General features: G+C 67.4%; 19 protein-coding genes. 8 read left to right on the forward strand and 11 right to left on the reverse strand.

The annotated features are described in order from the left end of the window. Positions 1-62: 62 nt before the first annotated feature. Together AC5P6S_RS14610 and AC5P6S_RS14615 are read left to right on the forward strand one after the other, a co-directional pair. Positions 63-890, forward strand: a complete 828-nt coding sequence (locus tag AC5P6S_RS14610; protein WP_065183492.1) for an META and DUF4377 domain-containing protein — start codon at positions 63-65, stop codon at positions 888-890. A 142-nt stretch (positions 891-1,032) separates the two neighbouring features. After that, a complete protein-coding gene (locus tag AC5P6S_RS14615; RefSeq protein ID WP_111197143.1) occupies positions 1,033-1,500 on the forward strand; it encodes an META domain-containing protein in 468 nt (155 codons plus the stop codon). Positions 1,501-1,585: 85 nt separating this feature from the next. Here the strand turns inward: AC5P6S_RS14615 and AC5P6S_RS14620 are convergent, their stop codons facing one another. The 9 genes from AC5P6S_RS14620 to AC5P6S_RS14660 all read right to left on the reverse strand — a co-directional run bounded on the left by AC5P6S_RS14620 (position 1,586) and on the right by AC5P6S_RS14660 (position 10,554). Further along, positions 1,586-2,197 carry a YbhB/YbcL family Raf kinase inhibitor-like protein gene (locus tag AC5P6S_RS14620; protein ID WP_005407546.1) on the reverse strand — a complete coding sequence of 204 codons (612 nt, stop codon included), beginning with the start codon at positions 2,195-2,197 and terminating at the stop codon, positions 1,586-1,588. 10 nt (positions 2,198-2,207) lie between these two features. After that, positions 2,208-4,277: a tetratricopeptide repeat protein gene (locus AC5P6S_RS14625; protein ID WP_012478722.1), complete on the reverse strand. Its 2,070-nt coding sequence runs from the start codon at positions 4,275-4,277 to the stop codon at positions 2,208-2,210. A 56-nt stretch (positions 4,278-4,333) separates the two neighbouring features. Continuing rightward, positions 4,334-5,323, reverse strand: coding sequence for a YheT family hydrolase (locus tag AC5P6S_RS14630; protein WP_024956257.1), 990 nt, complete (start codon positions 5,321-5,323; stop codon positions 4,334-4,336). A 52-nt stretch (positions 5,324-5,375) separates the two neighbouring features. Next, positions 5,376-6,167 (reverse strand): lysophospholipid acyltransferase family protein, encoded by a 792-nt coding sequence (locus tag AC5P6S_RS14635; protein WP_024956258.1) that lies wholly within the window; start codon positions 6,165-6,167, stop codon positions 5,376-5,378. 119 nt (positions 6,168-6,286) lie between these two features. Then, positions 6,287-6,721, reverse strand: coding sequence for a hotdog fold thioesterase (locus AC5P6S_RS14640; protein WP_005407542.1), 435 nt, complete (start codon positions 6,719-6,721; stop codon positions 6,287-6,289). A 10-nt stretch (positions 6,722-6,731) separates the two neighbouring features. Further along, entirely contained in the window at positions 6,732-8,780 is a 2,049-nt protein-coding gene (locus AC5P6S_RS14645) for a phospholipase D family protein (protein WP_099472833.1), read from the reverse strand. Further along, on the reverse strand, positions 8,777-9,394 hold the full coding sequence (locus tag AC5P6S_RS14650) for a YceI family protein (protein WP_005407540.1): 618 nt from the start codon (positions 9,392-9,394) through the stop codon (positions 8,777-8,779). Before AC5P6S_RS14650 ends, AC5P6S_RS14645 begins: the two co-directional genes overlap by 4 nt. 4 nt (positions 9,395-9,398) lie before the next feature. After that, positions 9,399-9,875: a SixA phosphatase family protein gene (locus AC5P6S_RS14655; RefSeq protein ID WP_005407539.1), complete on the reverse strand. Its 477-nt coding sequence runs from the start codon at positions 9,873-9,875 to the stop codon at positions 9,399-9,401. Positions 9,876-9,924: 49 nt separating this feature from the next. Further along, positions 9,925-10,554 (reverse strand): nucleotide-binding protein, encoded by a 630-nt coding sequence (locus AC5P6S_RS14660; RefSeq protein WP_049419310.1) that lies wholly within the window; start codon positions 10,552-10,554, stop codon positions 9,925-9,927. Positions 10,555-10,677: 123 nt separating this feature from the next. On the opposite strand from AC5P6S_RS14660, the gene AC5P6S_RS14665 reads away from it, so the two are divergent. Beyond that, complete coding sequence (locus tag AC5P6S_RS14665) at positions 10,678-12,162, forward strand: AAA family ATPase (RefSeq protein WP_005411847.1); 1,485 nt, start codon at positions 10,678-10,680, stop codon at positions 12,160-12,162. Between the two features lie 120 nt (positions 12,163-12,282). Here the strand turns inward: AC5P6S_RS14665 and AC5P6S_RS14670 are convergent, their stop codons facing one another. Then, positions 12,283-12,918, reverse strand: coding sequence for a tetratricopeptide repeat protein (locus tag AC5P6S_RS14670; RefSeq protein ID WP_005407536.1), 636 nt, complete (start codon positions 12,916-12,918; stop codon positions 12,283-12,285). 171 nt (positions 12,919-13,089) lie between these two features. Here AC5P6S_RS14670 and AC5P6S_RS14675 point away from each other — a divergent pair, with 171 nt between their 5' ends. From AC5P6S_RS14675 to AC5P6S_RS14685, 3 genes are all read left to right on the forward strand, one after another. Then, the gene (locus AC5P6S_RS14675; protein WP_100443437.1) at positions 13,090-16,776 is read left to right on the forward strand and encodes an indolepyruvate ferredoxin oxidoreductase family protein; all 3,687 of its coding nucleotides are present in this window, start codon (positions 13,090-13,092) and stop codon (positions 16,774-16,776) included. A 161-nt stretch (positions 16,777-16,937) separates the two neighbouring features. Continuing rightward, on the forward strand, positions 16,938-17,195 hold the full coding sequence (locus tag AC5P6S_RS14680) for a helix-turn-helix domain-containing protein (protein WP_005407534.1): 258 nt from the start codon (positions 16,938-16,940) through the stop codon (positions 17,193-17,195). A 3-nt stretch (positions 17,196-17,198) separates the two neighbouring features. Then, positions 17,199-18,521 carry a type II toxin-antitoxin system HipA family toxin gene (locus tag AC5P6S_RS14685; RefSeq protein WP_111189290.1) on the forward strand — a complete coding sequence of 441 codons (1,323 nt, stop codon included), beginning with the start codon at positions 17,199-17,201 and terminating at the stop codon, positions 18,519-18,521. Here the strand turns inward: AC5P6S_RS14685 and AC5P6S_RS14690 are convergent, their stop codons facing one another. Then, positions 18,522-19,136 carry a DUF938 domain-containing protein gene (locus AC5P6S_RS14690; RefSeq protein ID WP_012478716.1) on the reverse strand — a complete coding sequence of 205 codons (615 nt, stop codon included), beginning with the start codon at positions 19,134-19,136 and terminating at the stop codon, positions 18,522-18,524. Positions 19,137-19,823: 687 nt separating this feature from the next. Here AC5P6S_RS14690 and AC5P6S_RS14695 point away from each other — a divergent pair. Together AC5P6S_RS14695 and AC5P6S_RS14700 are read left to right on the forward strand one after the other, a co-directional pair. Then, a complete protein-coding gene (locus AC5P6S_RS14695; RefSeq protein WP_012478715.1) occupies positions 19,824-21,455 on the forward strand; it encodes a TldD/PmbA family protein in 1,632 nt (543 codons plus the stop codon). 30 nt (positions 21,456-21,485) lie between these two features. Beyond that, complete coding sequence (locus tag AC5P6S_RS14700; protein WP_005407530.1) at positions 21,486-23,120, forward strand: TldD/PmbA family protein; 1,635 nt, start codon at positions 21,486-21,488, stop codon at positions 23,118-23,120. The last annotated feature ends 1 nt before the right edge of the window (position 23,121 follow it).

Here is a 23,121-nt window from a genome sequence, read left to right on the forward strand (position 1 = left end):
GCATGGCAACCCCGTTGCCGGCCCTACCCCGTTTCCCCCACGGTTCCCCAAGGAGAATCACCATGAACCGCAAGCTCACCCTGCTCCTCCCGCTGGCCCTGATGGCCGCCTGCAGCCAGACCCCGGCACCGGCCGGCACCGGCGGCGACGACGTGGCCCCGGCCGCGGCCAAGGCAGCAGACCAGCAGACGCTGGCGCACCTGGATGCGCAGCGCCTGCAGAGCCAGCACTGGCTGCTGCAGCAGGCCACCGGCGCCGACGGCAAGCGCATCGACGCGCTGTTCGCCCGCGAGGACAAGCCGGTCACCCTGGACTTCGCTGATGGCCGCCTGTCGGTCAGCAACGCCTGCAACCACATGGGTGGCGGCTACACCCTGGCCGACGGCAAGCTGACGGTCAGTGCGATGGCCTCGACCATGATGGCCTGCAACGACAAGGCGCTGATGGCGCTGGACGAGGCCGTGTCGAGCCGCCTGCAGGGCGAGCTGAAGGCCGAGCAGGATGCCGATGGCAAGCTGACGCTGACCAACGCCAAGGGCGACGTGCTGGTGTTCAACCCGGAACCGACCGCTGAAACCCGCTACGGCGGCGCCGGCGAAACCGTGTTCCTGGAAGTGGCTGCGAAGACCGAGAAGTGCTCGCACCCGCTGATCCCGGACTACCAGTGCCTGCAGGTGCGCGAAGTGAAGTTCGACGACAAGGGCCTGAAGCAGGGCGAGCCGGGCAAGTTCGAGAACTTCTACGGCAACATCGAGGGTTACACCCACGAAGACGGCGTGCGCAACGTGGTGCGCGTGAAGCGCTACGAGGTGAAGAACCCGCCGGCCGATGCGCCGTCGCAGGCGTACGTGCTGGACATGGTGGTCGAGTCGGCCATCGAGAAGAAATAAAACGATGGAAGGGCGGCCGAGAGGCCGCCCTTCTTCATGGTCGGTAGGGCCGGCCGCTGGCCGGCTGCCCTGCGCCGCACTGCCAACACACGGATGCTGCCGGCCAGCGGCCGGCACTACCCGGATGCATCGGGAGATCGGCATGAAGCACGTCCCCGTCCTCATCATTGCTGCGCTGCTGGTCATGTCCGCGAATGTGGCCGCTGCCAGCACGCCCAGCACCGATCAGCTTGAAGCACACCTGTGGCAACTGGTGCGTGCCACCAACGCGCAAGGAAAGCGCATCGACGCGTTGTTCGTCCGCGGTCGCGCGCCCTACACACTGCGCTTCCAGTCCGGTTTCATGAGCGAGTTGAACCTGTGCAACCACGTCAGCAACGAGTACCGGCTGCAGGGCAACCTGCTGATCCTGCGCAACAGCGTGCAGACCACAGCGCTATGCGTCGATCAGAGACTGCCCACGCAGCAGAAGCTCGCCGGAAAGCTGATGCACGGCGAAGGCTCGGCACCGACGCTTGCGCTTGACGACTGCGGCGCGCTGGTGCTGCGCAACGCGAGAGGCGACACCGCAGGGTTCGAACCGGTGGCGCTGCAAGCGGATGGAAGGTAGAGCCGGCCGCTGGCCGGCATCTTCCCTGTGTTGCCGCCGTTGCCTGCGGCAGCCGGCCCGCGGCCGGCTCTACCCTGTGTGCTGCTCAGCCCAGCGCCGGGTTCAACGTGTAGGTGCCGTGCAGTGCGGCTTCGGCCAGCACGTGGCCGTGCATGGCGCGGTACGCATCGGCGGCGGTGAAGCGCTGCGGCAGGTCCAGCGACGCCACGTCCAGCGCGAATACCCGGAAGAAATAGCGGTGCATGCGCTCGTCGTTGAACGGCGGATATGGGCCGTCATAGCCCAGGTAATCACCGGCCATGTCCGGGTTGCCCGCGAACCAGCCGGTGAAGTCGTTCAGGCCCTGGCGGCTGCCGGCCGGGCCGGCGGGTGCGGGCTTGCCCTTCACCACGAAGCCGTCGCTGCAGCTGCCAGCGGCGATCTCCTGCACCGTGGCCGGGATATCGGCCATCACCCAGTGCACGAAATCGCAGCGCGGCTGGTCGCGCGGCACGCTCATGTCGCTGCGGCCAACCGTCTCCGGCACGGTCGGTACGTCCGGGTCCACGCATACCAGCAGGAACGAACGGGTGCCGGCCGGCGCCCCGCTCCAGGCCAGGTGCGGGTTGCGGTCCGGGGCGAAACCGTTGGCGTCGCCCGCGGCGAACTCACGATCGATCGGTGCGCCGTTGGTCAGGCTGTGGCTGGTCAACTGCATCGGACTCTCCTCACTCTTCCGGGTAACCCAGGCGCACCGCAACCGGGGTGAGCTGGGCGAAGGCGGCGCTCATCACGTCGCGGTAGTTGCGCCAGTGGCCGGCCGGCAGGCGCGGGGCTCCCAGCTGTGCCGCCGGCGGCATCGGCCGCTCGAACAGGCGGCCCAGCAGTTCGGCCATCGCCTGCGGATCGTTGCCGATCTGGTCGATGCGCAGCAGCACGTGCGGGTACAGGTCGTCCTCATGCAGCGTGGCGATCTGGGTCAGCGCGCGGGTCAGCCATTCACTGGCTTCGGCCAGCGACGTCATCGCCAGCGGCGCGGCGGCACCGTAGGCCACCCAGTCCAGCAGCATGTCGCGCGGGTCGCGCAGCACCAGCACCAGGCGGCCCTGCGGCAGCTGCGGGCGCAGCGCCCACAGCAGGGCGTTGTCCCACCACAGCAGCCAGTCGATCACGGTGTCGCTCTGCAGGCCACGTGCCGGCAGCTGTTCACGCCAGCGCTGCACCAGCCGCTCCGGCGTCAGCACGCCTGAGGCCAGGTCCTGCAGCGTGTTGTAGTTCTGGAACGCATCATCGGGCGGCGTGTTGGTGTAGCGGTCGCTGCGCAGCACCGGGCTGGCAGCAGCCAGGCCGGTCGCCACCCGCTCAACGCCCGAACCCGGCGGGCCCCAGAGGAAGATCGGCGCGGAGCTGGCATCGCCGTCGATGCTGCCCTTGTCCGGCCAGCTCGGCGGGGACTTGGCCTGTGGCGGCAGTGGCAAGCGCTGCGGCGCCTGGTCAGCCTGCAGCGACAGCCAGGTGCGCAGGGCGTCCTGCGGCTGCCCGGCGCGGTCCTGGATCTCGCCCATCCACGTCCGCAGGTCGGCGCGATGCTCTTCCGGCGCCAGCTCGATCAGCGCCTGCACGCGGGCCACGGCGGCGGCGGGATCGCGCTGCAGCAGGCCTTCGACCAGCCGGGTCTCGCCGCTGACGCGGCCCGGTTCCAGGCTGACGATGCGTTCGGCGATCGCTTCGGCCTGAGCATGTTCGCCGGCCATGTCATGCAGGCGCAGGCGCGCCTCCAGGGCCGGCAGATGCGCGGGCATCGCCGCCATCCAGCGCTCGACCGCGGTCACGGCGCTTTCACTGCCCACCTGCTCGATGGCCAGGCGTGCCAGCCACACATCGTGCAGCTGGTCATCGGTATCCAGTACCGCATCCAGGCGCGCACGTGCTTCATCCTCGCGCCCCAGGCGCTGCCATGACATCAACAGCAGCTGCAGCACCTGGCGGTCTTCCGGCTGCGTCTCCAGCAGCGGCAGCAGGTAGTCCAGGGCCTGCAGCGGCTGGCCATTGCGCAGCGACAGTTCACCCGCCAGGCGGCGCATCGACGGTACGTCCATCTCCGGCTGCTGCAGGGCCACCTGCATCGCTTCGGCGGCGGCCGGTACGTTGCCCTGGCGCAGTGCCAGCTGCACCACCAGCCCATGCAGCGAGGACAGCGACGGATTGAGTTCCAGCACGCGGCGGAACGACTGCTCTGCAAACGCCAGCATGTCCTTGCCCAGGTAGGCAAAGCCCAGTGCGTACAGCACGCGGGTATCGTCCGGCAGTGCCTTGCTGGCAGCCGACAGCAGCGCCAGTGCACGGTCGGCGTCACCGCGGCGCAGTGCAACCATGCCGTCGATGGTCAGCAGTTCCGGATGGTCCGGCTCCACGCGCGCGGCCAGGGTGGAGATGCGCTGCGCTTCGTCGAAGTCATTGCGGCCGATTGCCAGGTGCGCCTGCATCAGATAGGCGGAGAACGAGTTCGGATCGAGGCCGGTGGTGCGCACCAGTGCTTCGTCGGCACCCTCGAACTGGCGCAGTGCCAGCAGCAGGCCGGCATGCTGCAGGTGCAGCTGGGCATCGTCCGGGGCCAGCCGCAGCGCCTGCTGCAGGGCCTCCATCGCCTCCTCGGCGTTGCCCTGCTGCTGCAGCGCAAGCGCCAGCCAGCGGTGGGCGTTGGCCTGGCCGGGTTCGTCACGGGTCCACGCCTGGGCCAGCTGCACGGCCTGGTCGGCCTGGTTCTGGCGCAACGCTTGGATGATCTGGTCTTGCATGGCAGTCCGGTTCAAGTGCAAACCCGCATTGTAGCGGGCTGCGCGCTGTCGCCGGTTCAGGCCTGCAGGACCCGCTGCAGGCGCTGGGCGACCCAGCGCTCGGAGAAGCCGTCGCCGCGCCAGTTTTCGATGAACCCGCAGTGGCCGCCCCAGCAGGCGGTTTCCAGGCGCGCCTGGCCCGGCAGCTGCCAGTTGCTGAAGGTCGCGTACGGAATCACCGGATCATCCTGCGCCATCAGGATGTCGGCCGGTACCTGCAGGCTCGACAGGCGGTCGCCGGCGATCGAGTAGCCGTCGAAATAGGCCTGCAGCGAACCGAAGCTGGTGTGGCGCTCGACCAGCCAGGCGGTCAGCGCGCGGATGTCCAGCTTCAACACGCGGTCGTCGCAGTCGCTCAGCTCGGGGAACAGATCGCGCTTGCGGCGCAGCGAGCCGGCCCATTTGCGGCGGAAGTACCAGTCGTACATCGCCGGGCCGTTCTCGATGCTCTCCATCGTCAGCGCCGGGTCCAGCACCGGGCACACCGAGGCGACGCGCAGCAGCGGCACGCCGGCCGCCGGCGCGCGCAGGGCCAGGCGCAGCACGAAGTTGCCACCCAGCGAATAACCGGCGGCCACCAGCGGCAGCTGCGGCCAGCGCTGGGCGATATCGCCCGCGGCGTGCACCACTTCATCGATGAGATTGGAGTGGAAGATGCCGGGGTTCAGGTGATGGGTGTTGCCGTGGTCGCGGAAGTTCAGCCGCACCACGTCGAAGCCCTGCTCGATCATGCGCGCGGCGGCCATGCGCATGTAGCTGGATTCGGCACTGCCTTCCCAGCCATGCAGCAGCAGCGCGATGCCCTTGGGCTCGCGGCCTTCGACATGGCTGTGCCAGCCCTGCAGGCGCACGCCATCACCACCATCGAGGATCAGCTCTTCGCTGACCGCACCAGTGGCCGCCAGCAGCAGCAGGCCGCGCTGCAGGCGCATGCGGCTGGAGCTGAGCATCGACTGCAGGTGCGGATTGCGCAGCCAGCGCGGCGGCTGATAGTCAGCCGCATGCAGCGTCGGCGTACCGGCGTCCAGGACAGGTGGCGGGATCAGGGCCACCGCAGCCTCACCCGGCGCTCATGGCCGCCACGATGCGCGCGCGCGAGGTTTCCGCGATGCGCCGACGGCCTTCCAGGTCCTGTGCACCGATCGGCGCCAGGAAGTGCACTTCCGCACGTCGCGCCGGCTCGCCGAGCAGGCGCAGGAAATTGGCAAAGAAGCTCTCGTTCGGACCGAACGCGACGATGGTCTGCGCGTCGCCCTTCGCCCCGTACACCAGGGCCACCGGCTGCACCGGCACGCCGGTCTCGACCGCGGCCTGGAAGATGCGGGCGTGGAACGGGCCCACTTCGTGACCGCCGCGGGTCCGCCCTTCCGGGAACACGCCCACGGCCTTGCCCTCGCGCAGGCGGTCGGCCATCACCTGCATCACGCCACCGAGCGATTCGGTGTTGCCACGCTGGTGGAAGATGGTCTGGCCGCGCGCGGCCAGCCAACCCACCAGCGGCCAGCTGGCGATCTCGCGCTTGGCGACGAAGCCCATCATGCGCTGGCTGTGCAGGATGCAGATATCCACCCAGCTGACATGGTTGGCCACGAACAGCACGGCACCGGGCAGCGGCGCGCCGACCTGCACCAGGCGGAAGCCGAAGATCCACATCAGCCCGCCCTGCCACCAGTTGACCACCTTGGCGCCGAAGGTCGCCTCGCCCACGCGCAGTTCGCCCCACGGCGGAAGCATGCCGATCAGGATGAGCGGCAGGAACACGATGATGTGGACCAACAGCAGCGGTACGCGGTACAGGTAACGGCACACACGCGCCACGCCGCCACGGGGGGCCGGAGTGGGGGAAGTCATCCGCGCACGATACCGGAGGGCCGTCATCGCTGCCAGCCGATTTAGGCCATAACCGCCATCGACCGGGGCAATCGGCGGGGAACGCTGGGTTCCGCTGCCGTCAACGAGCCCAGGGGGGCTCAGCCGTGACCGGCAGCCACCACCGCCAGGGTCAGCCGCGAGATGCATACCAGGCGGCCCTGCTCGTCCTCGATGCGGATCTCCCACAGCTGGGTGCTGCGGCCGACGTGCAGCGCGCGGGCGGTGCCGGTGACCGTGCCCGAGCGCACGGCACGCACGTGGTTGGCATTGATCTCCAGGCCCACGCAGACCTGCTTGCCGGTATCCACGCACAGGTTGCCGGCGCTGCTGCCCAGGGTCTCGGCCAGCACCACGGAGGCACCGCCGTGCAGGATGCCGTAGGGCTGGCGGGTGCGCTCATCCACCGGCATGGTGGCCTGCAGCCAGTCCTCGCCGGCGGCACTGAAGACGATGCCCAGGGATTCAATCGCCGTGTTGCGGCTGAGCGCGTTGAGCTGCTCGATGGAAACGGCTTCGCGGAACACCTGGGCCATGCGGGTACCTTCAGAGGATGGGAACGAGACCGGCGCCGAATGCGGTCAGCATGCGCACCAGCAGCCACTTCGGGCCGACGTTGACTTCGGGGAAGTCGCCGACGGCGACGTAGCAGCGATGGAAATCAGGATCCTGCCGCGGCAGCGGCTGCGGGCACTCCGGGCCGGGCTTGAACTCGTAGTCGGTGGCGTAGCGCCAGGGCCAGAAATCAAGGATGGGCAGCGCTTCGGAGGCCTTGCCGACGCTGTAGTTCAGCCCCGACAGCACCGGTGGCTTGGCCCGTGGCGCCACCGTCCAGGAGTTCTGTGGGTGGGTGTCACGCAGGATGCTCTGCGCCAGTTCCTCGGCAAAAACCGGGTCGTCGATGATCACCGCGCCTTCGGTGTTGTAGTTCTCGCTGCGCGGATCGAAGTTGTGGGTGCCGACCACGCCGATGCGGCGGTCGACCACCAGCGACTTGGCGTGCAGGCCCATGCGCGCGCCCTTGCGGGTGACCGGCAACGGCTTGTTGACCGCCTTGCTGCCCAGGAACGACGGCCGCGTCTCGGTGCGCAGCAGGCGCGTTTCCACCTCGCTGCCGGCGGCGCGACGGCGTGCGCGTGCGTTGTCGTAGGCACCATCGCTGTGGCGATTCAACGGGCCCTGCCTGCTGCCGGCATCCGAACCACTGCTGCTGCCACCGCGTGCGTTGCTGCCGGCAGCACTGCCACCGATCAGCGGATTGCGACCGCCCTCGTCTCCCCCCCCGGGCGCAGCGATCGGGTCGGGCAGCAGGTTGCGGTAGTCAACCGGCGCGTCCAGCGGGAACGGCTTGTATTCGAAGATGTTGAAGCCCAGTTCGCGCATGTTGCGCCGCTTGTACTTGTACGACAACGCATACACGATCGGGTTGTCGGTCGCCGCCAGGCTGTTGCTGGACACCACCACGCGCGGTGGCTGCGGGCGCTTGCGCAGTTCACGGAACAGCTTCTGCGCCGGCTTGGACAGCACCAGGTACGGCGTCTGCAGGATCACTTCCTTCTGCGCACTGGCGATCAGCGCATCCAGCTGGGGCTCGGTCACATGCTGGCCGGCCAGCGGTGCATCGGCCTTCTCGCGGCGATGCTTGCGTGGCAGGTCGGCCACGTAGCGCACCGAAGCCACCGGTAGCGCGGTATCGACGAAGGAACGGGTGACGAACTCGGTGTCGTTGGCTTCGGCACTGACCCGCTGTACCCGTTCCGGGCGGCGGAAGCTGGCCGGCGGCAGCGTTGGCACGCCCTCGCGCAGCAACGTGCGGCCCACGTCGTTGAGGCGCTCGGCCGGCACGCTGCGGTGTGCGCGCCAGAACGCGTCGAAGTTGGCCGCCATCGCACGTGCTTCCGGGCCGGCGATGAGTACATCGCGGTCGCGGAAGTTGTACTCGCGGTCCCAGTCGTAATAGTCGTCCTGGTAGTTGCGGCCACCGACCACGCCGATCGCATCGTCGATCACCAGCAGCTTGTTGTGCATGCGCTGGTTGAACCGGCGGAAGCAGCACAGCACGCTGCCGGCATAGTCGAAGTAGTTCAGCCGGGCCTTGCCGAAGGTCGGGTTGTAGACCCGCAGCTGGAAGTTCTGGTGGGCGCCGGACAGGGCGCCGAGGATCTGCAGGTCGGAGATCGCCGAGAGCTGGTCGATCAGCAGCCGCACCTTCACCCCGCGCCGCGATGCGGCCAGCAGTTCGTCGATGACCAGACGGGCGCTGTCGTCCTTGTCGAAGATGTAGGTCTGCAGGTCGATGCTGCGGGTGGCGCTGCGCAGCAGGTTCAGGCGTGCGACCAGGGCGCCCTCGCCCTCATCGAGCAGGGTGGCGTAGTGGCGCGGTCGTTCCGGGGTGGATTCGGTGAACGCCCGGCCGGCCAGCGCCCGCAGCGGCGAATCCTGTGCACAGCGGTCTGCACGCTGGCAGTCGACCACGGTCGAACGTGCCTGCACGGCGATCGCCTCGGCGCGGTCGCGCTCGGCATTCGACAGCGATGCACAACCGCTGCCCAGCAACACGGTTGCCAGCGCCAGTACACGCAGCAGGAGGTTCACGGTTTCGGCGCCTCGCTCAGGCGCGCACGCAATACGAAAGTCACTCGGTCACTCAAGGCAAGCTGCCAGCTGTCCATGCCATACCGGCCTCGCTGCACGGTACCGCGGCTGACGACGTCGCAATCATAGCCGGGTCGGGCGCACTCCGCCTTCTCGACCTTCAGTGTCTCGGGGTGGCTGATCCCGCGCAGGGTCAGCCGGCCGTTGATGTCGCCACCGCTCTCCACGGTTTCCGGCCAGTACGGCAGCGAGTCGAACTCGACCACCGGATGGCGGCCGGCATCGAAGAACTCCTCGCCGCGCATCCACCCGGTATAGCGCGCCTTGCCGGGGATCTCGACCGAGCGCGTGAACATCTTCAGGTGCACCTGGTGGCGGCCGTCGGAGAGGATCTCGATGCGCCCTTCGAAGTGCGGGAACAGGCCTTCGATACGCTGCCCGAAACGGGTGCGCACCTCGAAGCCGATCTGCGAACGCTGGGTATCCAGGCGCATTACCCGGTGCGCTTCGGCGACCACCGGTGGCAGGGTGGTCGGCGTGGGCACGGCCGCCCAGGCCGGGCCGAGTGCCAGCAGCGCGGGCAGCAGATAGCGGCTGCGCCGCGCCAGGCTCATCGGATCACGGCCACCAGAATGCGTTCAGGCTGGCCACGCCTGGCTCGATCGAGGCCTCGCGCGGGAAGCCGAGCACGGCGATGCCGGCCGGCGGCATGCCGCGGTAGTCGCTGCTGGTGCCCTCGGTCATCAACGCCACCAGCCGCTCCAGGCCCGGGTTGTGGCCGACGATCAGCACCCGGTCGAGATCACGGCGGTCGTCCACCAATGCCGCCAGGGTGCCGGGGGTGGCTTCGTAGATGCGGTCTTCCAGGCGCTTTTCCACGTAACCGATGGTGCCGAGCACGGCTTCCAGGGTTTCGCGGGTACGCCGCGCCGGTGAGCACAGCACGCAGTCCGGCAGCAGGTTGTTCTCCTTCAGCCACTTGCCGGCGGCTTCGGCTTCGGCGAGCCCCACCGGCGACAACGGCCGGTCGAGGTCGGCCTGGCCGGGGGTAGCCGGTTCGGCATGGGCATGGCGCAGCAGGATCAGTTCACGCATCGCGGGTTTCCATGAAGAAGAGGATGCAGCAGAAAGAGTGACGCAGGCATCAAAGCTTGAGCCAGGACAGCAGCGGCTCCCAGTCGGCCTGATGCTCCCGCACCTGGGCCGAGCGGTAGTCGAACAGGCTGCGGCCGAGGCCGGTCATGACCACGTAGCTCTGGCTGTCACGCAGCTGCGCGACCACCGGGTACGGCCATTCGGCCAGCATCTGCAACGCCTGCTGCGAGGTCTGGGTCCAGGGCTTGGTGCGGTTGAGGACCAGCCCCACCGGCAGCTTGCGGCTGTGCACCCGCGGGTTCTGGGCCAGGCTGTTGAGGAAGCCGACGATGGCTTCGATGTCGAGCGCCGAGGGCAGCACCGGCACCACCACCGCGTCGGCAGCGTCAAGGAAATGGGGGATATCGTCGGCCAATGCACCCGCCGGTGCATCGATGATGACGGTTTCGGTGCCATCGGGCAGCTTCTGCGCCCACTGCTTCTTCCGATGCACATCAATGGGGAGCACCGCGCTTTCCAGCCCGGCCCGCCGTTGCGCCCAGCGGGTGCTGGAGCCCTGAGGGTCGGCGTCGGCGATCACCGTGGCCCTGCCCTGCAATGCCGCGTACGCGGCCAGGTGGGTGGCGACGGTGGTCTTGCCCACCCCGCCCTTGGAACCGGCCACCAGGATCGTCTTCATGCCAGCCTCGCTTCCGGGTACGTGCCCCGAGCGTACACCGGCGGTGGTGACGGGAGGTAGCACCGCGCTGAACCTGCGGCCATCGCCTTTGCTATCGTGGCGCCCCCGAAGGATCGAACCGGCATGAGCGAGCTGCAGGACCTGAGCGCACTGATCCGCGCCAACACCCCCCTGATCGTGATCGAGACCCAGGACGAGGGTCGCATCGTCGACCTGTTCCGGCAGACGCTGATGCACGTCTGGCGGGCGCTGCACCGGTGGTCGATCACCGAGGGCCTGCGCCGCATCGACCTGGACAGCGAAGATCCGCCGGCCGGGCCACCCGACGCCAGCGCGGCCCTGCAGATGATCCGCCAGGCCGGGCAGCGCGGGGTCTACCTGCTGCTCGATTTCCACCCCTACCTGGGCTATGCCAGCCACCAGCGCGCCCTGCGCGACCTGATCCAGCGCCGCCACAGCGAACCGCACGTGCTGGTGCTGATCGGCGCCAAGGTCGAACTGCCGGCCGAGCTGGAAGCGCTGGCGGTCCGCTTCAACCCGCGCCTGCCCGATGCCAACGCCCTGCTGAAGATGCTGCGCGAGGAGGCCGATGCCTACGCCCGCGAACACGGCGGCCGCCGCGTCGAAGTCGACAGCGAGGCGGTGAAGAAGATCCTGAAGAACCTGCAGGGCCTGAGCCTGGTCGACGCCCGGCGCATCGCCCGGCAGCTGATCTACGCCGACGGCGCGCTGCGCGACGACGACCTGCCGCAGCTGGCACGGCTGAAGTTCGAGCTGCTCAACCGCAGCGGCCACCTGTTCTTCGAGCATGACAGCGCGCGGTTCGGCGACGTGGCCGGCGCCAACCGGCTCAAGCGCTGGATCAACCAGCGGCGTGTGGCGTTCATCGCTGGCTCGGCACCGGCCGGGCTGGACCCACCGCGCGGCATGCTGCTGCTGGGCGTGCAGGGTTGCGGCAAGTCGATGCTGGCCAAGGCCACCGCCGCCGGTTTCGGCGTACCGCTGCTGCGCCTGGACGTGGGCGCGCTGTACAACAAGTACCACGGCGAGACCGAGGCCAACCTGCGCCAGGCCTTGGCCTCGGCCGAGCAGCTGGCGCCCTGCGTGCTGTGGATGGATGAAATCGAGAAGGGCCTGGCCAGCGGTGGCGAGGACGGTGGCGTGTCACGCCGCGTGCTGGGCCATCTGCTGACCTGGATGGCCGAGCGCAAGGCACCGGTGTTCATCGTGGCCACTGCCAACCAGGTGCACGAGCTGCCTGCCGAGCTGCTGCGCAAGGGCCGCTTCGACGAGATCTTCTTCGTTGACCTGCCTTCGCCGGAGGTGCGCGTGGAACTGCTGCGGCTGCACCTGGGTCGGCGCCAGCTCAATGCCGACGACTTCGCGCTGCCAGCGCTGGCGGCCGCGGCGAATGGTTTCTCAGGTGCGGAGATCGAGCAGGCGATCGTGGCCGGGCTGTATGCGGCGCACGCCGAAGGGCGGCCGCTGGATACCGAGCTGCTGATGAACGAGATCCGTGCGACGCGACCGCTGTCGGTACTGATGGCCGAGCAGGTCGAGGCGCTGCGGGCGTGGGCGTCGGGGCGAACGGTTTCCGCGGACGATTGAGGTTTCCCGCGAACGGCGCAGCCCCTCGTGGCGGCTGGTTGGCTGTGAACATCAAAAGCCACGCTTGGCCGGGCGGGGTGGATTCGCGGGGGACGCCGTGAACCCGGCCGAACCCCTCCCTCAGGGCCACGCAGGCGGGGCCGCCGCCCAGGCCTGCTGCACTTCGGCCAACGACGCGCGCTCATCCTCGCGCCACTGCGGCAGCAGCTGCGCGTAATTGGCACTGGTGCTCCATTGCGACGGCTCGGTACGCACTGCTGCGGCATACCACTGCACGGCCTCCTGCTTCTGCCCCATCCGCCATAGGGCCAGCGCGTACGTGGGTGGCACCCAGCTGGGCTTGCTGCGCGCATTGCCGGCCGACGACAACCATTGCTCCAGCGCCGCCTCCGGCTTGCCCTGGCGCAGCAGGTCCCAGCCATAGTTCCAACGCACGCTGCGGCCCGCGCTGCTCTGTGCCGGCGCCTCCTTCAGGGCCTCGCCATACAGCTGGTCGGCCAGCTCGGCACGGCCCTGGGTGCTGGCCACCGAAGCCAGCTGCACGGTGGCTTCCACCGCGCGCCGGCCGCGCTCGCGCAGCCTCACCAGCTGGGTGACCAGCTCATCGCCTTCGCCCTGCATCGCCACCATCGGTGCCGCCGCCAGGTCGCTGTCGAAGTAGAACTCCTGTGGTGCCGGCATGGCCGGCGCGGCCCACGCCGTGGCCGCTCCCGAGGCCAGCAGCACGCTGGCCAGGATCTTTCCTGGAACTGACATCCCTTCTCCCCAGGCTGCACAACCGCAGCCTCCCTCTCTCGCCCCGATCCTAACCCCAGCAGCGGCGCGGGCGCGAGTGCCGGGCCCACCACGGCCCCGCTGCTACAATTCGCGCCTTTCCCGCCGCGTGCCTGCACGCGGCCGGTGCCAGCCGATCCTACCGGGCCAGCCATGACCAGTACCGCGCAACTCACCTCGCCCTCTTCCGCCGACCTGCTCGACCGTGATTACACGCTCGACCACAAGTACACCCGCAACGAGGGGCGGATCTACCTGAGTGGCGTGCAGGCACTGGTGCGGCTGCCGCTGATGCAGCGCCTGCGCGATGCCGCCGAAGGCATCGACAGCGCTGGCTTCGTCAGTGGCTACCGTGGCAGCCCGCTGGGTGGCTTCGACCTGGAACTGTGGCGCGCGCGCAAGCATCTGGAAGCGGCCAAGGTGAAGTTCACCCCCGGCCTGAACGAGGACCTGGGCGCCACCATGGTATGGGGCACCCAGCAGACCAACCTGTTCCCCGGCGCCAACGTGCAGGGCGTGTTCGGCATGTGGTACGGCAAGGGACCGGGCGTGGACCGCTGCGGCGACGTGTTCAAGCATGCCAATGCGGCCGGCACCTCGCGCTATGGTGGCGTGCTGGCACTGGCCGCCGATGACCATGCCTGCCGCAGTTCGACCCTGCCGCATGGCAGCGAGGACGAGTTCGTCAGCGCGATGATGCCGGTGCTGAACCCGGCCGGCGTGCAGGACATCCTCGACATGGGCCTGCTGGGCTGGGCGATGAGCCGCTATACCGGCCGCTGGGTCGGCTTCAAGACGATCGCCGAGACGGTGGAATCGTCGGCGTCGGTGCAGGTCGATCCGATGGCGCGCCGCATCGTGCTGCCGGAAGACTTCGAGATGCCGTCGGGTGGCCTCAACATCCGCTGGCCGGACCCGCCGCTGGACCAGGAAATGCGCCTGCACCGCTATGCGGTGAAGGCCGCGCAGGCCTTTGCCCGCGCCAACGGCATCGACAAGGTGGTGATGGATGCGCCGCGCGCGCGGCTGGGCATCGTCACCACCGGCAAGAGCTACCTGGACGTGCTGCAGGCGCTGGAGTACCTGGGCCTGGACGAAGCCGCGTGCGCCGACATCGGCATCCGCGTGTACAAGGTCGGCATGACCTGGCCGCTGGAACCGCAGGGCATCGCGCGCTTCGCGCAGGGCCTGGAAGACATCATCGTGGTGGAGGAGAAGCGTGCCTTCATCGAGCGCCAGATGAAGGAACAGTTCTTCAACTGGCCGGCCAGCTGGGGCCAGCGCCCGTCCATCGTCGGCAAGTACGACGAGAGTGGCGAATGGATCCTGCCGTCCACCGGCGAACTGACCCCGGCCACCATCGCCGGCGTGATCGGCCGCCGCATCCAGAAGTTCTTCAACAACGAATCCATTGAACAACGCCTGCAGTGGATGCAGCAGAAGGAAGCCGAGCTTGCGTTGCCGCGCGCCAGCTTCCCGCGCGTGCCGCACTACTGCTCCGGTTGCCCGCACAACACCTCCACCCAGGTGCCGGAAGGCTCGCGGGCACTGGCCGGCATCGGTTGCCATTACATGGTGACCTGGATGGACCGCAGCACCGACACCTTCACCCACATGGGCGGCGAAGGCGTGACCTGGGCCGGGCAGGCGCCGTTCACCGATACCCCGCACGTGTTCCAGAACCTGGGCGACGGCACCTATTTCCACAGCGGCTCGCTGGCGATCCGCCAGGCGGTCGCGGCCGGCGTCAACATCACCTACAAGATCCTCTACAACGACGCGGTGGCGATGACCGGCGGCCAGCCGGTGGACGGCCCGCTGAGCGTGCCCGACATCGCACGGCAGATGCGCGCCGAAGGCATCCACACCATCGTGGTGCTGTCGGACAACATCGGCAAGTGGACCGGCCAGCGCGAGCACTTCCCCAGCGACGTGGAGTTCCACGACCGCAGCGAACTGGAGGAGGTGCAGAAGCGCCTGCGCGAAGTGAAGGGTGTTTCGATCCTGATCTACGAACAGACCTGCGCCACCGAGAAGCGTCGCCGCCGCAAGCGCAGCAAGCTGGAAGATCCGCAGAAGCGGGTGCTGATCAATTCGCTGGTCTGCGAGGGTTGCGGCGACTGCGGCAAGAAGAGCTTCTGCGTGTCGGTGCTGCCGAAGGAAACCGAGTTCGGGCGCAAGCGCGAGATCGACCAGTCCAACTGCAACAAGGACTATTCGTGCGTGAACGGGTTCTGCCCGAGCTTCGTCACCGTACACGGTGGCCAGCCGCGCAAGGGCAGCAAGCGCGATGCCTCCACGCTGCTGGACAACCTGCCGGCACCAACCATCCGCGGCACGCTGGAACAACCCTGGAACATCCTGATCACCGGCGTCGGCGGTACCGGCGTGGTGACCATCGGTGCACTGCTGGGCATGGCCGGCCACCTGGAAGGCAAGGGCGCGACTGTGCTCGACCAGACCGGCCTGGCGCAGAAGGGTGGCGCGGTGACCACGCACATCCGCATCGCACGCCGCCCGGATGACATCCACGCCGTGCGCATCGCCGCCGGTGAAGCCGACCTGGTGCTGGGCTGCGACATGGTGGTGGTCAACGACTACTGGGCGCTTTCGAAGGTGCGCGCCGGCCGTTCGCAGGTGGTGCTGAACACCTACGAAGCGATGCCGGGCACGTTCACCACCCGTCCGGACATGCAGTTCCCCGCCGCCGACATCATCGCCGGTGTGCGCGTAGCCCTGGGCGGCCAGGAGCCGCTGCTGCTCGATGCCACCCAGCTGGCCACCGCGCTGCTGGGCGATGCCATCGCCGCCAACCTGTTCATCCTCGGCTACGCCTGGCAGCAGGGCCTGGTGCCGCTGTCGTTCGAGTCGCTGATGCGCGCCATCGAACTCAATGGCGCCGCCGTGGCGATGAACCAGCAGGCCTTCGCCTGGGGCCGCCTGGCCGTGGTCGACCCGCAGGCCGTGCAGCAGGCCGCCGGCCTGGTGCGCAACCGCCACACCGATACCGAGTCCACCCCCGGCCCGCTGCACCCGCTGCCGCCGGGCGAGTGGGAAGGCAATGAATGGGGTGCGACCGCGGCACCGCGCAACACCGGCGACGAACGCGAACTGCGTGGCCTGCCCTCGCACGGTGGCGACGTGGCATTCCTGCCGCTGGACGATGCACGCCTGTCGCGCTCGCTGGACGAAATGATCGAGCGTCGCGCCGCCTTCCTGGTCGATTACCAGGACGCAGCCTACGCCAACCGCTACCGCAGCCTGGTCGAGCGCGTGCGCGCCACCGAGGCCGAGCGCATCGGCGGTTCCACCGCGTTGACCGAGACGGTAGCCCGCTACCTGTTCAAGCTGATGGCCTACAAGGACGAGTACGAAGTAGCCCGCCTGTACACCAGCGGTGACTTCCAGCGCCGCCTGCAGCAGCAGTTCGAGGGTGACTACCAGCTGCGCTTCCACCTGGCGCCGCCGCTGTTCGCAAAGAAGGATGAGCAGGGCCGCCTGCTGAAGAAGGAATACGGCCCGTGGATGTTCAAGGCCTTCGGCCTGCTGGCCAAGCTGAAGTTCCTGCGTGGCGGCCGCCTGGATGTATTCGGCCGTACTGAAGAGCGGCGCATGGAGCGCCAGCTGATCGCCGATTACGAAGCCACCGTGCAGCTGCTGCTGGATGGCCTGGAGGACGGCCGCCTGGCCCTGGCGGTGGAGATCGCCAGCGTGCCCGAGCACATCCGCGGCTTCGGCCACGTCAAGGAAGCGCACTACGAACAGGCCAAGGCGCGCGAGGCTGCCCTGCTGGCGCAGTGGCGCAACCCGAAGGCGCTGCATATCGTGCAGGTGGCTTGACGCGGCGCTGCGTCATGGAAAGGCAACCTATAGGTTGCAAAGCGATATAGCAATCGATAGGTTGCCTCCTCAGCGAGAAAGCGATAGGTTGCTTGTCGTAAAGCAACCTATCCTTTGCGTACGCGTTGGCGTACGGTCATCTTTCCTTGAGGACTGCCGGTATGGACAGGCCGCTGCACACAGTGAGGACAGCCCAACAACTTGCGCCCCTGATGCGTGCTTTCCGGCGCCAGGCGGGCCTGAGCCAGGCTCAGCTGGCGGAGCGACTCGGGATCAGCCGCCAGGCAGTGGGCGCGCTGGAACGCGACCCTGCATCGGCAAGTTTTGAACGCCTGATGCGGATCTGGGCGGTGCTGGGTCTGGAGGTCAGCCTCCAGCAACGAAGTCCCCAGGAGAACACGTCGTCATTGGAGTGGTGAGCCATGGGTACGCTGCAGGTCTGGATGAATGGTGTGGAAGTCGCACTTTGGGATGATGTCCGGAACGGGTCATCCCGGTTGTCGTATGTCAGCCAGTGGATCAGCTCGCCCCAGTCCCGACCGTTGTCGCTCTCTCTACCCCTGCTCCCAGATGGCGAGAGCCATCGGGGCAACGTCGTCAACGACTACTTCGATAACCTTCTTCCCGATAACGTCGTCATACGCAACCGGATCCGCGACCGGTTCGCCACGCGCGGCAGCGATACGTTCGATCTTCTTGAAGCCATTGGACGGGATTGTGTCGGCGCAGTGCAGCTGTTGCCGCCTGCGCATCCACCCGAAGACATCCAGCAGATCACGTGCGAGGTGTTGGACGAAGCAGGTGTCGCTACGATCCTGCGTCAGGTGACGACAGGGAACCTGCCTGGCGCACCCAGCCGTGATGATGCATTCCGCATTTCCATCGCCGGTGCGCAGGAAAAGACCGGTCTTCTGCTGCATGCTGGCAAATGGTGCATTCCTACCGGCAACACACCATCCACTCACATCTTCAAGCTGCCGCTTGGCATTGTTGGCAACATGCGGGCAGACATGCATCAGTCCGTGGAGAATGAATGGCTGTGCATGCATCTGCTTTCCGCTTTTGATATCCCCGTGGCCGAGACGCAGATGGGCCGCTTCAACGACCAACGTGCTCTCATTGTCGAGCGGTTTGACCGTCGCCTGTCTGCCGACCGCCGGTGGTGGCTGCGACTGCCACAGGAAGACATGTGTCAGGTCTTTGGTCTGCCGGCTGCCAGAAAGTATGAATCCGATGGCGGCCCCGGTATCGTTCCGATCATGGATCTGCTTCGACAGTCCGAACACCCCGAGGATCGCGCGATCTTCTTCAAGACGCAGATTCTTTTCTGGATGCTGGCCGCAACCGACGGCCATGCCAAGAATTTCAGTGTTCACCTGGAAGCCGGTGGACGCTTCCGCCTGACGCCCGTCTACGACGTGCTGTCGGTATATCCCATCCTCGGCAGGGGACCCAATCAACTCGATCCACGAAACGCACAGCTCGCCATGGCCGTACATGGCAAGAACCGCCACCGGAAACTGCACCTTGTGCGACGGCGGCACTGGAATGAAACCGCGCGCGCCTGCGGCGTTGCCGATGGTGCAGAACCATGGATCAAGACATTGATCGCGGCCGTCGAGCCCGCCATCCAGCAGGTCACCCGTCAGCTCCCGGATGACTTCCCCTCAAACGTGTCCGAACCGATTTTCAACGGACTTCGTGCTGCGGCAGCACGCCTTTCCAGCATGGCCCCCGAGGCTTGATCACCCCAACCGCCACAGCAGGAGGCGGTTGTTGGCCGGCATCGCCACGTCGCGCAGGCGGGTGAAGCCGTTGTCCTCGGCCAGCGCCTGCACGGCTTCCACATCGCGTATGCCGCTGCGCGGGTCACGTGCCTTCAGCCACGCATCGAACTGCGCGTTGCTGTCGCTGGTGTAGCGGCCGCCGTAGTTGAACGGGCCGTAGACCGCCAGCAGCGCACCGTGGCGCAGCAGCGGTGGCAGCGCGGCAAACAACGCCTGCACGTGCTCCCAGCCCATGATGTGCAGGGTATTGGCAGTGAACGCCGCATCGAACGTGCTGCCCTGTGGCAGGCTGAGCCCGGGCGCCGGTGGCAGTTCCACCTGCAGCGCCGCCGGCGGCAGCAGGTTCAGCAGCGCGGCCTCTGCACGCCAGGCTTCGATGCCGGGCAGATGGTCCGGATGATCACTGGGCTGCCAGCGCAGCCACGGCCAGCGCTCGGCGAAGAAGGCCGCATGCTGGCCGGTGCCACTGCCGATCTCCAGCACCCGACGGCGGTCGCCCATCCACGGGTCGAGTGCGGTGGCGATGGGCTCGCGGTTGCGCTCGCAGGCTTCTGAATACGGCTTGCTCGACATCAGGACGGGGTCCAGGCGGGGTCGGCCCCATTGTGCACGAGGGGGTGTTGCTCGGCAGGGCTTGCAGCCCTGCACCTGCTTCAAGCCACAGCAACGGCAACAGCCACGTCAAATTCAAAAGCGGGCTTTCCGTGGGATGGCGGGGTGGGTCCGATTGAGGGGGACGCTGCAAGTACGTCCATGTAAGCTCGGTCGCCGCATCCATGCGGCTCACGCCCCCTCAACCGGACCCACCCGCCTTCGACAGATTTCCGCGATCTGCCGGAACGGCGTACGGCCTTGGTGGGTGCCGACCGTTGGTCGGCACGGATGAGTTCATTCGATATCTGACAGATGTGCCGACCAACGGTCGGCACCCACCAACAGCCACCGGCCAGCTGTCAGAGGTGGGGCGGTGTGGGTGGGCAGGACCGTTGGCGCCATGGATGGCGCCATCGAGCCCCCAGGGACGGGTTTACGGCGTGTCCTGCCCACCCACACCGCCCCGCCATCCCACGGAATGCCGCTCTGGCTCTGGCTTTGGCCGTTGCCGTTGCTCTGAGCAGGTGCAGGGCGCAGCCCTGCCGAAACACCCCCAACCATGACTGCAGTCACTTGTCCCCACGCCCCGCGCTGGCGAAAGTCGAGGAGTTGACGTGATCGGTCCGGCCCATTGCCAACCGCACGCAAGCGAGAGAGAGAAACGCTGTGCAACGACGTGAGTTCCTGGCTTTTTCCGGTCTGGGCCTGGCGGGCCTGCTGCTGCCGCATTCCCGTGCCATCGCCGCCGAGCAGCTGCTCGCCCCGGTCGATACCGCCCAGCGCAGGCGCCTGGCGGACGTGGCGCTGGCCGCCGCACGCACCGCCAAGGCCAGCTACTGCGATGTCCGCATCGGCCGCTATCTCAACCAGTCGGTCATCACACGCGAGCATCAGGTCGGCAATGTGACCAACCGCGAATCGTCCGGCGTGGGCGTGCGGGTGATCGTCAACGGTGCCTGGGGCTTCGCTGCAACCCATCAGCAGACCGAGGCCGCCGTGCGCGCTGCGGTCGAGCAGGCGGCGGCGATCGCCCGTGCCAACGCCAGCATCCAGACCCGGCCGGTGCAGCTGGCGCCAACGCCGTCGGTCGGCGAGGTGCACTGGAAGACCCCGATCCGCAGGAACGCGATGGCGGTGCCGATCCAGGACAAGGTCGAGCTGCTGCTGGCACTCAATGCCGCTGCGCTGAATGCGGGCGCCGACTACATCAATTCCACCCTGTTCCTGGTCAACGAGCAGAAGTACTTCGCCTCCAGCGACGGCTCGTTCATCGACCAGGACATCCATCGCATCTGGCTGCCGTTCACCGCCACCGCCATCGACAAGGCCAGCGGCAGGTTCCGCACCCGCGCCGGCCTGTCCTCGCCGATGGGCATGGGCTACGAGTTCCTCGATGGCGATGCGCGCGGCAAGGTGCAGCTGCCCGGCGGCATCACCGCTTACCGCGATTCCTACGACCCGGTCGAGGACGCCATCGCAGCTGCCCGCCACGCGCGCGAGAAATTGAAGGCGCCGTCGGTGAAGCCCGGCAAGTACGACCTGGTGCTGGACCCGTCCAACCTGTTCCTGACCATCCACGAGAACGTCGGCCACCCGCTGGAGCTGGACCGCGTGCTCGGCTACGAAGCCAACTACGCCGGCACCAGCTTCGCCACGCTGGACAAGCGCGATGCCGGTTTCCGCTGGGGCAGCGACATCGTCACCTTCTTCGCCGACAAGACCCAGCCGGGTAGCCTCGGTGCGGTCGGCTACGACGACGAAGGCGTCAAGACGCAGCGTTGGGACCTGGTGCGCGACGGCATCCTGGTTGACTACCAGGCCACCCGCGACGAGGCCCATATCCTCGGCCGCGATGCATCGCATGGCTGCAGCTATGCCGATTCCTGGTCCAGCGTGCAGTTCCAGCGCATGGCCAATGTCTCACTGGCACCGGGCAAGCAGCCGCTCAGCGTCGAGGACATGATCAAGGACGTGGAGAACGGCATCTGGATCCACGGCCGCGGTTCGTATTCGATCGACCAGCAGCGCTACAACGCGCAGTTCGGCGGCCAGCTGTACTACCAGATCAAGGACGGAAAGATCGCCGGCATGGTCGAGGATGCGGCCTACCAGATCCGAACGCCGGAATTCTGGAATGCCTGCACCGCCATCTGCGATGAACGCGACTTCCGCCTGGGCGGTTCGTTCTTCGACGGCAAGGGCCAGCCCGGCCAGGTCTCGGCGGTCTCGCACGGTTCGTCCACCACCCGCTTCAACGGCATCAACATCATCAACACCGCGCGCAGTCTCGGCGCTTGAGCCACCCATCCTTCGACATGGAGAGCAGCCTTGCAAAGACGTGACTTCCTGGCCCTGACCGGGCTTACCGCGGGCGGGCTGATCGTGCCCTCCTTCTTCGGCAAGGTGATCGCCGCCGAACAGCTGCAGAGCTCGCTGGACCTGGGGCTGAAGAAGCGCCTGGCCGATGCGGCGCTGGCCGCCGCCCGCCAGGCCGGTGCCACCTACTGCGACGTGCGCATCGGCCGCTACCTGCGGCAGTTCGTGATCACCCGCGAGGACAAGGTGCAGAACGTGGTGAACACCGAGTCCACCGGCGTGGGCATCCGCGTGATCGTCAACGGTGCCTGGGGCTTTGCCGCCACCAATGCGCTGGGTACGGCCGATGTGGCCAAGGCCGCGCAGCAGGCGGCGGCGATCGCCAAGGCCAACGCCGGCGTGCAGACCGCGCCGGTGCAGCTGGCCAAGGCGCCGGGCGTCGGTGAGGTGAGTTGGCGCACGCCGATCCGCAAGAACGCGATGGAGGTGCCGATCAAGGACAAGGTCGGCCTGCTGCTGGACGTCAACGCTGCGGCGATGGGTGCCGGTGCCAGTTTCGTCAATTCGATGCTGTTCCTGGTCAACGAGCAGAAGTACTTCGCCTCCACGGACGGTTCCTACATCGACCAGGACGTGCACCGTATCTGGGCGCCGATGACGGTCACCGCCATCGACAAGTCCAGCGGCAAGTTCCGCACCCGTTCGGGCCTGTCCTCGCCGATGGGCCTGGGCTACGAGTACCTGGATGGCGCCGCCGCAGGCAAGGTGGTCGGCCCCAATGGCGTGGTCAACTACAGTTCTTCCTACGACATGAAGGAAGACGCCATCGCCGCTGCCAGGCAGGCGCAGGAAAAGCTGAAGGCACCGTCGGTGAAGCCGGGCAAGTACGACCTGGTGCTCGACCCGTCGCATACCTGGCTGACCATCCACGAATCGATCGGTCACCCGCTGGAGCTGGACCGCGTGCTTGGCTACGAGGCCAACTACGCCGGCACCAGCTTCGCCACCCTGGACAAGCGCGAACAGCATTTCCAGTACGGCAGCGAACTGGTCAACATCTTCGCCGACAAGACCCAGCCGGGCAGCCTCGGCGCGGTGGCGTACGACGATGAAGGCGTGAAGTGCAAGCGCTGGGACCTGATCAGCAACGGCAAGCTGGTGGACTACCAGACCATCCGCGACCAGGCCCACATCCTCGGCAAGACCGAATCCGACGGCTGCTGCTATGCCGACTCGTGGTCCAGCGTGCAGTTCCAGCGCATGGCCAACGTGTCGATGGCACCGGGCAAGAAGCCATTGAGCGTGCCGGACCTGATCAAGGACGTGGAGAACGGCATCTACATCATCGGTGATGGTTCGTTCTCGATCGACCAGCAGCGCTACAACGCGCAGTTCGGCGGCCAGCTGTTCTACGAGATCAAGAACGGCCAGATCACCCGCATGCTGGAAGACGTGGCCTACCAGATCCGCACGCCGGAGTTCTGGAACGCCTGCACCGCCGTGGCCGACGAGCGCGACTACCGCCTGGGCGGTTCGTTCTTCGACGGCAAGGGCCAGCCGGGCCAGGTCTCGGCGGTCTCGCACGGTTCGTCCACCGCGCGCTTCAACGGCATCAACGTCATCAACACCGCACGCAGCCTCGGCTGAT

The sequence above is a fragment of the Stenotrophomonas sp. YJH_SMC_119 genome, from assembly GCF_059368315.1.

Excerpts from the sequence above, each read along its gene's own strand:
- AC5P6S_RS14610 (WP_065183492.1), top strand. The coding sequence starts at position 63 with ATGAACCGCAAGCTCACCCTGCTCCTCCCGCTGGCCCTGATGGCCGCC.
- AC5P6S_RS14615 (WP_111197143.1), top strand. The coding sequence starts at position 1,033 with ATGAAGCACGTCCCCGTCCTCATCATTGCTGCGCTGCTGGTCATGTCC.
- AC5P6S_RS14620 (WP_005407546.1), bottom strand. The coding sequence starts at position 2,197 with ATGCAGTTGACCAGCCACAGCCTGACCAACGGCGCACCGATCGATCGT.
- AC5P6S_RS14625 (WP_012478722.1), bottom strand. The coding sequence starts at position 4,277 with ATGCAAGACCAGATCATCCAAGCGTTGCGCCAGAACCAGGCCGACCAG.
- AC5P6S_RS14635 (WP_024956258.1), bottom strand. The coding sequence starts at position 6,167 with ATGACTTCCCCCACTCCGGCCCCCCGTGGCGGCGTGGCGCGTGTGTGC.
- AC5P6S_RS14640 (WP_005407542.1), bottom strand. The coding sequence starts at position 6,721 with ATGGCCCAGGTGTTCCGCGAAGCCGTTTCCATCGAGCAGCTCAACGCG.
- AC5P6S_RS14650 (WP_005407540.1), bottom strand. The coding sequence starts at position 9,394 with ATGAGCCTGGCGCGGCGCAGCCGCTATCTGCTGCCCGCGCTGCTGGCA.
- AC5P6S_RS14655 (WP_005407539.1), bottom strand. The coding sequence starts at position 9,875 with ATGCGTGAACTGATCCTGCTGCGCCATGCCCATGCCGAACCGGCTACC.
- AC5P6S_RS14660 (WP_049419310.1), bottom strand. The coding sequence starts at position 10,554 with ATGAAGACGATCCTGGTGGCCGGTTCCAAGGGCGGGGTGGGCAAGACC.
- AC5P6S_RS14665 (WP_005411847.1), top strand. The coding sequence starts at position 10,678 with ATGAGCGAGCTGCAGGACCTGAGCGCACTGATCCGCGCCAACACCCCC.
- AC5P6S_RS14670 (WP_005407536.1), bottom strand. The coding sequence starts at position 12,918 with ATGTCAGTTCCAGGAAAGATCCTGGCCAGCGTGCTGCTGGCCTCGGGA.
- AC5P6S_RS14675 (WP_100443437.1), top strand. The coding sequence starts at position 13,090 with ATGACCAGTACCGCGCAACTCACCTCGCCCTCTTCCGCCGACCTGCTC.
- AC5P6S_RS14680 (WP_005407534.1), top strand. The coding sequence starts at position 16,938 with ATGGACAGGCCGCTGCACACAGTGAGGACAGCCCAACAACTTGCGCCC.
- AC5P6S_RS14685 (WP_111189290.1), top strand. The coding sequence starts at position 17,199 with ATGGGTACGCTGCAGGTCTGGATGAATGGTGTGGAAGTCGCACTTTGG.
- AC5P6S_RS14690 (WP_012478716.1), bottom strand. The coding sequence starts at position 19,136 with ATGTCGAGCAAGCCGTATTCAGAAGCCTGCGAGCGCAACCGCGAGCCC.